11 protein-coding genes, 1 pseudogene and 2 riboswitches are annotated in these 13343 nt (G+C 46.9%); of the genes and pseudogenes, 4 read left to right on the top strand and 8 right to left on the bottom strand.

Going from position 1 to position 13343, the window contains the following annotated elements; translation table 11 throughout:
• Positions 1 to 7 precede the first annotated feature (7 nt).
• From ACQE26_RS17170 to ACQE26_RS17160, 3 genes and pseudogenes are all read right to left on the bottom strand, one after another.
• Positions 8 to 899, bottom strand: a pseudogene (locus ACQE26_RS17170) (BclA C-terminal domain-containing protein).
• A gap of 183 nt (positions 900 to 1082) precedes the next feature.
• Positions 1083 to 1553 carry a nucleoside deaminase gene (locus ACQE26_RS17165; protein ID WP_500470144.1) on the bottom strand — a complete coding sequence of 157 codons (471 nt, stop codon included), beginning with the start codon at positions 1551 to 1553 and terminating at the stop codon, positions 1083 to 1085.
• Positions 1554 to 1672: 119 nt separating this feature from the next.
• Complete coding sequence (locus ACQE26_RS17160; RefSeq protein ID WP_500470143.1) at positions 1673 to 2857, bottom strand: MFS transporter; 1185 nt, start codon at positions 2855 to 2857, stop codon at positions 1673 to 1675.
• An 82-nt stretch (positions 2858 to 2939) separates the two neighbouring features.
• Here ACQE26_RS17160 and yeiL point away from each other — a divergent pair, with 82 nt between their 5' ends.
• On the top strand, positions 2940 to 3611 hold the full coding sequence (gene yeiL, locus ACQE26_RS17155) for a transcriptional regulator YeiL (RefSeq protein WP_500470142.1): 672 nt from the start codon (positions 2940 to 2942) through the stop codon (positions 3609 to 3611).
• A gap of 47 nt (positions 3612 to 3658) precedes the next feature.
• Here yeiL and metE read toward each other — a convergent pair whose 3' ends face one another.
• Together metE and isp are read right to left on the bottom strand one after the other, a co-directional pair.
• On the bottom strand, positions 3659 to 5947 hold the full coding sequence (gene metE / locus ACQE26_RS17150; protein ID WP_500470141.1) for a 5-methyltetrahydropteroyltriglutamate--homocysteine S-methyltransferase: 2289 nt from the start codon (positions 5945 to 5947) through the stop codon (positions 3659 to 3661).
• An 83-nt stretch (positions 5948 to 6030) separates the two neighbouring features.
• Positions 6031 to 6185: riboswitch (SAM riboswitch) on the bottom strand.
• A gap of 140 nt (positions 6186 to 6325) precedes the next feature.
• A complete protein-coding gene (gene isp, locus ACQE26_RS17145) occupies positions 6326 to 7285 on the bottom strand; it encodes a serine protease Isp (protein ID WP_060962971.1) in 960 nt (319 codons plus the stop codon).
• 219 nt (positions 7286 to 7504) lie between these two features.
• Between isp and ACQE26_RS17140 the strand changes: the two genes are divergently transcribed.
• Positions 7505 to 8338: an STAS domain-containing protein gene (locus ACQE26_RS17140; protein WP_500470140.1), complete on the top strand. Its 834-nt coding sequence runs from the start codon at positions 7505 to 7507 to the stop codon at positions 8336 to 8338.
• 45 nt (positions 8339 to 8383) lie between these two features.
• Here ACQE26_RS17140 and thiX read toward each other — a convergent pair whose 3' ends face one another.
• The 3 genes from thiX to ACQE26_RS17125 are packed head-to-tail and all read right to left on the bottom strand — an operon-like array spanning position 8384 to position 11343.
• Positions 8384 to 9145, bottom strand: coding sequence for an HMP/thiamine ABC transporter permease ThiX (gene thiX, locus ACQE26_RS17135; protein ID WP_500470139.1), 762 nt, complete (start codon positions 9143 to 9145; stop codon positions 8384 to 8386).
• Positions 9120 to 10757, bottom strand: a complete 1638-nt coding sequence (locus ACQE26_RS17130; protein WP_500470138.1) for an ABC transporter ATP-binding protein — start codon at positions 10755 to 10757, stop codon at positions 9120 to 9122. The genes thiX and ACQE26_RS17130 overlap by 26 nt, the downstream gene beginning before the upstream one ends.
• Positions 10744 to 11343 (bottom strand): ECF transporter S component, encoded by a 600-nt coding sequence (locus tag ACQE26_RS17125; RefSeq protein WP_500470137.1) that lies wholly within the window; start codon positions 11341 to 11343, stop codon positions 10744 to 10746. The genes ACQE26_RS17130 and ACQE26_RS17125 overlap by 14 nt, the downstream gene beginning before the upstream one ends.
• A 181-nt stretch (positions 11344 to 11524) precedes the next feature.
• Positions 11525 to 11638: riboswitch (TPP riboswitch) on the bottom strand.
• A 148-nt stretch (positions 11639 to 11786) separates the two neighbouring features.
• On the opposite strand from ACQE26_RS17125, the gene ACQE26_RS17120 reads away from it, so the two are divergent.
• Both ACQE26_RS17120 and ACQE26_RS17115 read left to right on the top strand, forming a co-directional pair.
• Entirely contained in the window at positions 11787 to 13049 is a 1263-nt protein-coding gene (locus tag ACQE26_RS17120) for a glycosyl hydrolase family 18 protein (RefSeq protein WP_500470136.1), read from the top strand.
• Between the two features lie 91 nt (positions 13050 to 13140).
• Positions 13141 to 13278, top strand: a complete 138-nt coding sequence (locus tag ACQE26_RS17115; protein ID WP_438421747.1) for a transcriptional regulator SplA domain-containing protein — start codon at positions 13141 to 13143, stop codon at positions 13276 to 13278.
• The last annotated feature ends 65 nt before the right edge of the window (positions 13279 to 13343 follow it).

Raw genomic sequence — 13343 nt, 5'->3', positions numbered from 1 at the left:
TGTTCCGTTAACATAATCGAATAATGTTCAACGCCGCACCGGCACTTCCTCCGAGCAATGCCGCCTCACCTAATAATCCGAACAGCTGAAGCTGGATGGTGCTGCCTGCTGTCAAATTCACAATGAAGGAGTTGTTGAAGTTTGCCAATGACACGGCAGGTGCAATAATTGAACTTGCAGGCGGGGCGCCGTTAATCAGGACCCGTGAACTTACAAGCAGGCCGGCTGCTAAATTAATCTGGTAGGAGATATAGTACCGCCCTGCCGGCGCAACGGTAAACATAGTATTAGCAGCATTTAGCCGTAATATCTGCGGAAAGGTTTTGATCATTCGGCAAGGAAATGGCTGTGCCGCCGATAACAACAGCGACAACACCGCCGCCCGTATTACTTGCAAATCCGGAAGTCGCCGTTAAACTTGTTCCGGTAACACCCGCAGCGCCGGTGGCTCCAGTGATACCAGTGGGTCCAGTCAGTCCGGTGGCTCCGGCAGCACCAGTGCTGCCTGTGGGCCCGGGGACCCCTGTAGCTCCAGTAATTCCTATCGGTCCATTTTCTCCAGTAGTGCCAGTGACCCCGGTAATCCCGGTCGGCCCCGCCAGTGCAGAGATATTTGAGATACTGTCCAATTTTGAGCCGAGAAGAAGCTCCTGTTTCATTAAACTGTCAAGCGTATGACGGACGCTCTCATTCAAGTTCAAAATATCCGCAAGACTTGACGGCGGCCCTGTTAACCCGGGAATCGTTCCGAGCGCATATTGGATTATTTCTCCTTCCGCATTCAGAATATGTGCCATTCCCAGCTCTTCCATAGCAATTGATGAAAGAAGAAGGTCAATGGTATCGTCTCTGGAATGGGTCACGACAGGGGTGATGTTAGGTAAATTAGGCTGTGACACAATGTCCCTCCTTATGAGTTGACAGAAAATGTCTTCATTACGTATGAAGTCCCCGAAAAAAAGCGTAAAGCAGTACTGTATCAATATATTCACTTGTGCTGTCCATTTTTCTGAAAGAATGACCTTAATGAATCAATTGCGTTCACGAAAAATAAACCTGCGTTGTGAGCAGGTTATTCTGGATTAATATACTTTTTTGCGGGCGGAAGTTTTCCAGACGTCAAAGGGCGCGGTATGATCGGAGAAGCTGAGATGATAAAAAGGAATTGATCTCTCCGTCCGCTGTTTCTTGATTTCTTCATATATGAAGGTGTCATCAAAGCCTGCGTCAGAAGCATCTGAGTGGCTGGATGCGAAATATACCGCTTTTGGCCTCGCCCAATAAATGGCGCCTAAACACATAGGGCAGGGTTCACAGCTTGTGTAAATCACACAATCATCAAGCTGATATGTTTGAAGTGTCCGGCACGCATTCCGGATCGCCGTTACTTCAGCATGGGCTGTCGGATCGTTGCTGGATGTCACATTGTTCCGCCCTTCGGCGATAATGACGCCGTTTTTAACGATGACGCAGCCAAAAGGCCCTCCGCCTTCATCCACGCTCTCAACTCCCAGCGTGACCGCCCTTTTTAAAAATGAAATATGCTGATTCATCTCAAATCCCCCTCGGTTGATCGATTACTTTAACTATAGCGGAAGATACATCTTAAAACATTGGCAAATCAGTCAAAATAACAGCCGGAAATGGGATCATATATATAAAGAAACTTTGTCTATATATCTTGTGCATGTCCTGCAAAAACTCTCTTTTTCATTTCCAGTTTTCTGTATAAAAGGGCAAGAAGCATAGAGGGGATCGTACAAACAATCATTCCGATAAAGGCGTACCGGGGTTCAATTTCATATAAAAAACCTCCGAAAACAGTAAATACCGCAGTGCTCCAGCTGAGCGCAAGCGCTGAATATATGCCTTGGGCTTTCGGGACTTGCGCAGGGGAAATATGTTTAATTAAATATTTCATAAATGCATAGTGTCCCATCGCGAATGAACAGGCATGCAGCGTCTGCGCGAGGCAGAAAATGATGACATGCGGAAAGGCAAATACGAGTATCCAGCGTACGGTTGCACCAAGCGCAGCCAAAGCGAGCAAAGCACCAGCCGTAAATTGATGAAAACATCGGTCAGCGATTGCAAAGAAAATGATCTCCGCAATAACGGCGATGTTGATGATGATTCCGATTGCATATGCGGGTGCATGGATTTCCTGCAAAAAGAGATAACCGTAATTGTAATAAGACGCATGTGCCGCCTGCAGCAAGATAACGATTGCGAGCACCAGACCGAAATGTTTGATGCGGAATAAGGCAAGCATGCCCTCTTTTTTTGTACAATCTGTTTCCGGCCGTTTTGAAAGAACAGCGGGCGCATGCATAAAGCTGAGGCATACGAATATCAGAGTGCTCAAAAGCAGTGCCCATAAAATCACTTGATCTCCAAATATACCTGTAAAGACGGACAGGATGACGCCGGCTGAAACAAATCCGGCGGACCCCCATTGCCGGCTGGTTCCGTAATCTCTTAATTCATTATGCTGTACCAAAACGCCGCAAGCGCTGTCCAAAGCAGGCATCAAAGCCGGATAAAACACATGCAGCCCTAATGTGACAAGAAGCAGGCTTTGAAAAGAGTCAGCCGGAATATAACATAAAAGCGCAAGAAGCGTACCGATTCTGGCTCCGTTCAATATGGCTCTGCTGCTGAATTTTCCGGATAAATAAGGAAAGAAAAACAATGTGGAAATTCCTCTTGCCGCCAGACCTAAGCTCATAATGAAACTGGCTTCGGATACGGAAACCCCTTTTATATGAACCATCCATCCCGTCCAATAGGGCAGAAAAATCCCCCATGTCATAAAAAAGCTAAAAAAATGCAGACTCATCCAGCGATATGCGTTCATTCCCGTTCCTCCTTTTCATTGGCATGTTATCATGTAAAACGTAAAGATAATATGAGATATCTCATATATTTCGGGGTGGACGATGGAAATTTATAAAGGTGAGAAAAAACGGCATCAGATAGAAAAACACTCAATCGCGCATTTATTTTCTTTTCCCGCTGAAGAGTATATGGAGGTGCGGGAATATCAGCGGGATGAATGGATGATTCAAGAGGGCATGAGGCCGGACTTCCTGTTTTACGTGATTGAAGGAAAAGCGAAAATATATGTAACCCATCAAAACGGAAAAGTATCGTTAATTAATTTTATCAACAAAAATGATTACATCGGAGAGATGGAACTATTACATGAAGTATATTACACAAAAGGCATTCAGGCCTCAGCGAAGACTGTTTGTTTCGCTCTGCCAATTTGCCGCTGCCGCGGGCAATTGCTGCAGGATGCGAATTTTCTGCGTGAATTGGCTAAGTTTTTAAGTGATAAGGCAACGCTTATGGCTTCAAAGTATTCACAAAGTCTGGCGTTCCCGGTTGAAAATCGGCTTGCTGATTTTATTTTGCAGACGGCGTATGAAGGATTTTATAAAGAGAAGCACGTAACGGTTTGTGATTATTTAGGTGTATCTTACCGTCATCTCTTGCATGTGCTGACGCAATTCTGCCAAAAAGGGTATTTGCAGAAAGAAGGGCGGGGCTATCAAATTAAGCAGCATGATTCACTGAGTGAACTTGCAGAGGCGCTGAAGAATAAGTAACATGCTCAAAAAAACAGCCATCCGCACATTAGGGATGGCTGTTTTCATTATACAAGCTGAGCTTGTTTTTTTCGCGCCTGTTTCGCAGCGTCGACCATATTTTTTAATGCCGCAACGGTTTCTTCCTGCTGTCTTGTTTTCAGCCCGCAGTCCGGGTTTACCCAGAAGCGGTCTGTCGGACACACTTCAAGCGCATCATCGATAATTTGATAGATTTCTTCAGTAGCCGGCACGCGCGGGCTGTGAATGTCGTATACACCGAGTCCGAGGCCTTTCACGTAAGGATGATCTTTCAGATATTCTAAAAATCCTCCGTGGCTTCGGCTGTGTTCGATTGTGATGACATCAGCGTCAAGGTCATTGATCGTATCGACAATATCTTCAAAGTTGCTGTAACACATATGCGTATGAATCTGCGTCTCATTTTTCACAGAAGACGTCGTTAATCGGAAAGCTTCTGCTGCCCAAGTTAAATATTCATCCCAATCCTGCGTTTTTAACGGCAGGCCTTCACGGAGCGCGGGTTCATCCACTTGGATAATCTGAATACCGGCATCTTCAAGCGCTTTTACTTCTTTTCTGAGGGCAAGCCCGATCTGGAAGGCGATTTCTTTTCTTGAAATATCCACGCGCGGGAATGACCAGTTTAAAATGGTGACAGGTCCCGTCAGCATGCCTTTCATGTGCTTTTCTGTCAGCGATTGGGCATAGATCGTATCTTTTACCGTCATCGGTTCGATAAATTCGACATCACCGAAAATGACAGGCGGACGTACGCAGCGTGAACCGTAAGACTGCACCCATGCATATTTCGTAAAGGCGAACCCGGCCAGTTTTTCACCGAAGTATTCGACCATGTCCGTCCGTTCAAATTCTCCGTGAACGAGCACGTCTAAGCCGATTTCTTCCTGAATGTCAACCCAGCGCTTCGTTTCCGCATTAATAAACGCTTGATACTGTTCATCCGTCCAATCTTTTTTCCGCCATTTTTGCCGTGCGCTCCGCACTTCTGCAGATTGAGGGAAGCTTCCGATCGTCGTCGTCGGCAGAAGGGGAAGACCGAGTGATTCATTTTGCAGCGCCAATCGTTCTTCAAAGCTTGCAGGGCGGGAGAAATCTTTTTCTGTCAGCTGATTCAATTCTTCTTTTTGAGCTGAGTTCGCTCCTGTTGCGAATGCTTTCAAAGCTTTAAGTGCCGCTTTTGACTCTTCGATCTGCTCACTGACGGCCGCTTTGCCGGACAGAAGCCCTTCTTTTAAGACGCCGAGTTCCGCCAGTTTTTCTTTAGCGTATGACAGGCCGTTCAGCAAATCCTTTTCAAGATGCTCATCAGGGTGTTTCGCCACCGGCACGTGCAGAAGGCTGCTTGAAGGCTGAATCCATAACTCCTCAACATCAGCGTGGCTGAGGATATCCAAAGCCGCATCAAGGCCTTCTTCAACATCGATTTTCCAAATGTTTCGGCCGTCGATCACACCGGCTGCCAGCACTTTATCTTTCGGGAAGCCGTGCTTTTTCAATTGCTCAAGGTTTCTGCCTTTATCATGCACGAAATCAAGCCCGATTCCCTGTACAGGATACGAAACGAGTTCTTCATATGCATCAACCGAATCGAAGTATGTCTGCAGGAGGACATTCAGCCCTGAAAGCTCTTTTGTAATAGATTCATAGAGTTCTTTTGCGGCGCGGACATCTTCAGCTGAGGCTGTCACAAGGGCTGGCTCATCAATCTGAACCCATTTGACGCCTTCTGCTTCAAGCTCTTTCAGCAGCTGTACATAAAGAGGAACAAGGCGCTTTTGAATCGCTTTCGCCTCTGATTCTTCGTATCCTTTCGCAAGTGTGACGAATGTATACGGACCGACAATGACAGGTTTCGTTTCCGCTCCGAATTCTTCTTTGATCCGGCGGTAGTCGTCAAGCTGTTTGTTTCTCGTCAGACGGAATTCAATGCTTTCGTCATATTCAGGAACGATGTAATGGTAGTTGGTATTGAACCATTTTGTCATTTCACTGGAAACGGCGTCTTTAACACCGCGGGCAATCGCGAAATATGTATCAACGGGATCCGTGATGCTGCGGAATCTTTCCGGAATCCAGTTAAAGCTGACGGCGGTATCAAGCACATGGTCATAATGAGTAAAATCAGAGACCGGCACGATATCGATATTTTGGTCAAGCTGTGTTTTGACAGCTGATAAGAATAAACCGTCAAGCTCTTTAAGAAACGTTTCTTTATCAGTGTTTCCTTTCCAATAAGCCTCAAGCGCTTTTTTCCATTCTCTGTTCAAGCCGATTCTCGGAAAACCGAGATTTGAAGTTTTGATTGTAGTCATTAAGTCTCCTCCTTTAAGTGAGATGTAACAAAAAAGCCTCTTTCTCATGAGAGAAAGAGGCTTTAACATCAAAATGTAAGCCTCTCTTATCTCTCAGATCACGTCTGATGGAATTAGCACCGTGCCTTAGGAGACAATCGTCTCGGCGCAAAAATCACGCGCCCCATTTCACAATGGAATTACGGTCGGTTGCTGTTGGGGTCAAAAGGCCAATCCCTCGCCCAACTCTCGATAAGAGAAAATATTTCAATTTTTTTGAAAAGTTACATCATTTGTTGGTTATCTTATCAGCTTATTCAGATCACTGTCAATAGAAAATCTCACATTTTAAAAATTGGTGATGTTGACAAGCGGATCAATCATTATATGAGAAAAATATCAGAAAGACAGCAGCTGTGCCTGTTCGGCTCTTTCCATGAGCACATCAGGTGCGTCTAAATACAGAAATCCGTTCCCGGCCAATGTTTTGGCGATGCCCAAAGGAAGAGTCCGCCGCACAAGCTGGGCATAAATTTCGGCTTCAGAAAGCGTCCGCTGAAACGAGTCCTGTTCAAGCCCTTTTATTAAGGCCAGCGCTCCGCTCACGTGCGGGGCGGCCATTGAAGTGCCCGTCAGCTTCCCGTATTTATGGTTGGGAAGGGTGGAGAGAATGTTTTCTCCGGGCGCCACGAGGTCAATTTCTTTATTTGCGTTTGAAAATTCTGACGATTTACGGGCGATTGAGACTGATCCGACGGCGATCACTTCGTTGTAAGCGGCCGGATACGACAGTTCTTCTGTCCGCTCGTCTCCGTCACCTTCATTTCCTGCTGCGCAAACGACCAGTACACCGCTTTTTACCGCATTTGTGACGGCTTCTTTCAGTTCAGGCACATCGTTCGGCCCGCCGAGTGACATGGAAATAATGTCCGCCTTTTGTTCAACGGCGTAGTTGATGCCGTTAATAATCCATTCGTATTTGCCGCTGCCGTTTTGACCGCCGAGAACTTTAACGATTAAAAGGCTCGCTTCCGGCGCAACACCTGAAATTCCGCCGTTTGAATCATTGGCGGCAATCGTTCCGGAAACATGTGTCCCGTGGCCGTTGTAATCGGAAATCGCGTCTTCTTTGCCTTCGTCATCATCGGTGAAGTTTTTTCCGCCGATAACCCGGTCTTTCAAATCAGGATGATTAATGTCGCAGCCTGTATCAAGCACCGCGATTTTAATATCCTTTCCTTTAAACCCTTTTGCCCACAATTCTGGCGCCTTAATCACTTTAATACCCTCAGGAAGCTCGTTCACATCCATGATCTGCTCATCCGTGACATAAGGAATCAACCGCATTTCACCATTCATAAAAAAGCCCTCCTTTTTTATGCTTGCGAGTGGATTCAAGGGTGTTGCTACTATTTTATGGCAGATTATGCCGTTCGGGAAGAGTCATTTGAAGCATTTTGATAAAAAAGGCGCAATCTATTGCACTAAATAATTTCAAATAATTGGATGGTTCAACGGCTTTTATTTTGATTCGGCATCAGCTGACGCTATAATTGGAAATGGGAAAGGAGAAGAGGTATGAAGATAAATGAAGCATTGTACGACTATTTTTCCGAACGGGTGGATCAAATTGCGAAAGAATGGATTGAAACGATGGAAGATTCGGATCCGAATTCGATTTACTCTTTGACAAATCCCGTCATCATAGAAGAGCTGATGGAGCAAGATAAAGAATTTTACCGGTATATTAATAAAATGTATATCATGCCGGAAAAAGAATTTTTAGAAGAGTTCGAGCGATGGGTGATTGAGCTTGCGAAAGACCAGAAGCATCTGGATACCCCGGTCCAGTATGTGGTTCGTGAATTCATGAGAAACCGGAGACTGTACATCAGTTATTATGATGCGTTTGCCGATAAACATGAATCTTCGTTTGCCGAGGGAGAAAGGAAGAGATGGGAGAATTTAATCGTTCAAGTATTTGATTTTACGATTTACACATTTGTCGATCACGCCGAATATAATTCGAAAATGCAGCTGAATGCGCAAAGAGAAATGATTTTAGAATTAAGCTCGCCGGTTATTACGCTGAGCAATCGGACGGGGCTTCTGCCGCTTGTCGGCAATATTGACACGGAACGCGCCAAATACATTCTTGAAAATACGCTGAGTACATGTGCAAACCGGCTGATTGAGCATCTGTTAATCGACTTGTCGGGCGTAGTGGTTGTCGATACAATGGTGGCGCACCAGATTTTTAAATTAATTGAGGCGCTGAACCTGATCGGCGTTTCGTCCACTTTATCCGGGATCAGGCCGGAAATTGCCCAAACCGCCGTACAGCTCGGCATTAATTTCTCGGATATTACGATTAAATCCAACCTCGCCCAGGCTCTCAATTATCATCAGTAACATACATATAAAAACAGGCTGCCGAATCACTCCGGCGGCCTGTTTTTATACAAACAACAGTGAAATGAGACAGCTTGCGCCGAATAAAAGGAGCACGAGCATGAAAAAGAACCAGTCGGCGCGGCGCACAGTAACCGTTCTGTAAAACGTGCGGTTTCGGCTCCCTGTAAAGCCTTTAGATTCCATTGCGATCGCTGTGCGTTCCGCCTTTCTGATGGCGCCTGCCAAAAGCGGGATGGTAAAGCGCCTGAAGGCAAAGAGCTTTCCTTTCAGCCCGGAATCAGATGCCGCGCCTCTGATTCTGTGCGCCTGTCTGATAATCAGGATTTCATCTTTCAGAAGAGGAAGAAACCGGAACCCGGCGATCACGCCGTAAGCAAGCTTCGGCGGGAGCTTACATTGCTGAATCAGACTGAGCATAAACAGAATCGGATCGGTTGTGAAAAGAAACATCATCGACAAAGCGGAAAAACATAAAATACGAAACGCGATAGAAATCCCGAGCGTCGCATTATCACTGTTGACGGCAATCGGTCCGAGCTTAAACAACAGATTGCTTTCGGTTGTCGGGACGTGTCCGAATACGGCGGCTGTCCATAAAGATCCGAAGGCAAGAATGACAAATGGAACCGTAAACAGCAGCCATTTTTTCAGCGGCACACGTCCCGCCAAGAGGACGCCTCCGGCAATGATAATATAAAACAAAGCAGGCGTGTACGGGTTATAAATAAACGACAGCATAATGACGCATAACAAAACAGCCGCCGCCTTAATTGACGGGTTAACAGCCTCCAGCCGCAGGTTCATTTCTCCGCCTCCTGTCGTGTTTCATCCATTCATACCGCAGCGGCAAAGCTAAATGCGCCCGCTCCGCGATTCCGATATGATCGGAAAACAATGAGTCCGGCGTTCCGCGGTACACCAGCTTCGTGCCGCAGAGCACAAGGATCGAATCGGCATAATCTGAGACGAGCTCCATATTATGTGTCACCATTAAAACAGCCGTTCCTTCCTTTTGGATCTCCTGAAGCATCAGCATGCACTCACGCGCCGTTTTTGCGTCCTGCCCGAAAGTCGGTTCATCAAGCAGCAAAACTTTCACCTGATGCATAAGCATCGTCGCGACGCTGAGCCTGCGCTTTTGTCCTTGGCTTAAAGAGAACGGATGCTGTGAGGCATAGCGTCTCAGGCCGAACCGGGTTAAGAGCTGAAGAGCTTTCTCCTTTGCGGCTTGACCGTTTTCAAAGCCGAACAAGAGCTCTTGAATGACGGAATCTGTGACAAACTGGTGTTCAGGATTTTGGAAAACATACCCCATCAGGCGCCGAAGCTCTTTTTCCGAATAGGAATCTACCGGTCTGCCGTCTATTTTGATGTCTCCGCTCACAGGGCGGATGAGCTTGGCCGCGGCGGACAGGAGCGTGGATTTTCCGGTTCCGTTAGGGCCGGCAATCGCGGTGATTGACCCTTTTTTTACGGAAAAGCTCACGTCTTGAAAAATGGTGTCCGTTCCTCTTGTGAATGACAGCCCGTGAACACTCAGCGCGTCCTCTGCCGAAAGCGCGGCGGGCCGGGGGCCGGGAAAGGGCGGTACAGGTTCTTGAAACAGTCTTTCCTTGCACAATGTAAAAGGGATGCTGACGTGCTTCTGCAATGAGATCACCCGCGGAATCGGAATGCCGAGCTGCGTCAGCTCTTCAAGTTTTGTTTCAAAGATCGCGTCGGTCTCTCCGTCCATCACCTTCTGACCCGTTCCGTCAAGGACAATCGTCCTGTCTATCCATGGCGCCCAATGATCAAGCTGATGCTCGATAACGAGAAGTCCGAAGCCTTTTTCGGCCTGCAGTTCTTTGATCAGCCGCACCAATTCCCGCACGGAATATGGATCAAGCTGTGCCGTCGGTTCGTCTAAAATAATGAGTTCCGGTTCCATCGCAATGATACAAGCGAGCGCGACCTTTTGTTTTGAACCGCCTGACAGCGAGGCGATCGTCCGTGTTTTCAGATGAGTGATTTCTAATTTTTCCAAAACGTCCTCAATAATTGAGTCCATCTCTTCTTTTGTATATTGCAAATTTTCCAGACCGAAGGCTATTTCATCTTCAACCGTCAGCATGCAAAACTGCTGATCCGGATCTTGAAACACGACGCCGATGGATCGGGCGGCGGGTTCTGACAGGTCCGAAAGATGTGTTCCGTATAAGGAAACGGTTCCCGTTTGAACTGCATCGCAGGCTTCCGGATACAGACCGTTTAAACAAAGTGCGAGCGAGCTTTTACCGCATCCGCTCGGCCCGAGCAATAAAACCCGTTCTCCTTTGCGGAGCTGAAATGACACGTCTTGAAAAACAGGCTTCTCATCCTGCTCATAAGAAAAGGTAAGACGGCGGACCGATAGAAGGGGTTCAGATGCCTGCATCTTGGTTCACCTGTTTCTTTTTCTTCTTGAATTCTTTTCCGAGCGCCATGCCGTTCAGCACCCCTGTGTAAGCCAGCGCATCACTGATTGCTTTGCCGAGAAGGCCGGCAAGAAGCGCACCTGAGACCAGGCGGATGAGAAGCATGACAACTAATAAACCCGGATTCAAAACAGAGTATCCGGAAATGAACAAGTCATAAATGAAGCTCGCAACAGAAGACCCCATACCGGATAAAAGGAGCACGGGCAGGGTATACACCCGCCAGCGTGTCGCAAAAAAGACCGCTTCTGCACCGATTCCCTGCGCGATGCCGATCAGAATCACCATCGGCCCTGACGGATTTCCGAGTAAACACTCTACAAACGCGGCGATGATTTCAGAAACAAGCGCCGCTCCCGGTTTTTGAATAATGTAGGCGGCAATCACCGAGACGATAAACCAAATACCGTAAATCGGTTCGTAGCTCATCCGGCCGAAAAACCCTGCCGCTATATTGCTTGCATGAGTTGATAATAAATAAACGACAGCGAATACAACACTGATGACGGACATGACGACAATTTCTCTCATTTTCCAATTTTTCATTGTGATCTCCTGCTTTCTTATCGGATAGTCGTATGTATGAAAGAGTTGATTTTACGAAAGACGATTGATCGTAAGTTTCATATTGCAGTGTCCTCCCCCGTTTTTTAATGAAAAATAAAAAACTGCATATCCGAGGGAATATGCAGCAGCAGAACGAAAACGCATGGAAAAAACCCTGCGCTCCGGTCAATCTGCACTTCCCCACGCTGGTATTATCCAGATCGGGTTATAAGGGATCAAAACACGCCTGCCGCATGTTTTATCTCAGCCGATAACAGCACCCCTAGTGCTTTTCCTATACAGTTTTTTATGATGACATCATCATAGTTGATCATATCTGATTTGTAAACAGCCTTTCTCTAAACAGAGTTTGGAATCGGACCGGAAGATCATTCATAAAGATAAGAAGAGCCCTTTTGATCAAAAGGAAACGGAGGACATCTATGTTTGTTCATACAGTGCAGTCTGGCGACTCGTTATTTTCCATCAGCAGAAAGTACGGATACCCTGTTGACAGCATCAGAAGCGTCAACGGGCTTGAGGAAACGAATATCGTTCCGGGGCAGGCGCTTTTAATCCCTCTTAATGAATATACGGTTCAGCCGAATGATACGTATGCCGTTATCGCAAGTAAGACTTATGTGCCGCAGATGCAGCTGATGCAGGCAAACCCGGATATTCCGCCGAACCGGCTGCGGCCGGGTTTAAAAGTGAGAATTCCGGATATCTCCAACTATTTGGCGGGAACCCTGCAATTTTACGTCATTCGGACACCTGAAGCGGACAGAGAGCTCATTAATGATTTTGCACCCTATTCATCGGCGATTTCTTTGTTTGAATATCATTTTGGCCCAAACGGAGATATCATGAATGATTTAAACGACAGAACCGCGATAGAAACCACATGGCAAAACAGAGTGCGGCCGCTTGCGGTTATCACGAATCTGACAGAAGGAGGGTTCAGCCCGGAATTAGCCCATCAAGTCCTGCAGAACCCGACGGCGAGAACGAACCTCGTCACTAATATCGTCTACCTGACCGTAAGAAAGGGATACGGCGGTGTAAATATTGATTTTGAACGGATCAGGGAAGCCGACCGGGACCTGTTTACAGGATTTCTCCGGCAGTTAAAAACCCGGCTCTCAGAGCACCAGCTCGCGCTAACGATATCGGTTCCGGCGAAAACAAATGAAGCGGTGCCGTGGCTGAGGGGATATGATTACGGCGGAATCGGAGCCGTCGTCGATTATATGTTCATCATGGCGTACGACTGGCACCACGCCGGCAGTGAGCCGGGACCCGTAGCGCCTTTGACGGAGGTCAGAGAAACCATCAATTTTGCCATCAGCAGAGTGCCGAGAAGAAAGGTGATTCTCGGTGTACCGCTGTACGGATATGATTGGGTGATTCCGTACCGCCCCGGGACGATCGGATCGGCGATCTCCAATCAGCGCGCCATGGAAACCGCCATGAAATATCAATCAGTGATCCGCTACTCTCAGAGGGATCGTTCCCCTTACTTCCGGTATACGGATGAAAATGGAAGAACGCATGAAGTATGGTTCGAGGATGTGCGGAGCATGAGTGAAAAAATGGTTCTCGTGCGGGAATTCGGACTGCAGGCGATCGGCGCGTGGCAATTAACGCTCGGTTTCAAACCGGGTCCGTGGCTGTTGCGGAACTTTTTCACCATCCGAAAGATATAACCGCATTATCCCGCTTTTTCGGAGAGTTTTTCTTTCTTATGATAACGGATCTTCTTTTGGACAATCTAAAGTTGAAAAGGAGGTCTGTTCTGTGAAGAAAAGGGAAGAGCAATATATCAACGAGGCTGAGTATGTACCGCACCCGACAAAAGAAGGGGAATACGCGCTCATGCTGCATGAATCCTATCATTTACTTTCAGAAGAGGATGAAAACGATTTGCCGGAATAAGGGCTTTATGCCTTTATTCCGTTTATTTTATAGGCATATGCTGAAATAACAATTTAAAGGTTGAC

This window comes from Bacillus sp. 5RYD7K (assembly GCF_059831465.1).
This window is presented reverse-complemented; position numbering and strand designations above follow the sequence as displayed.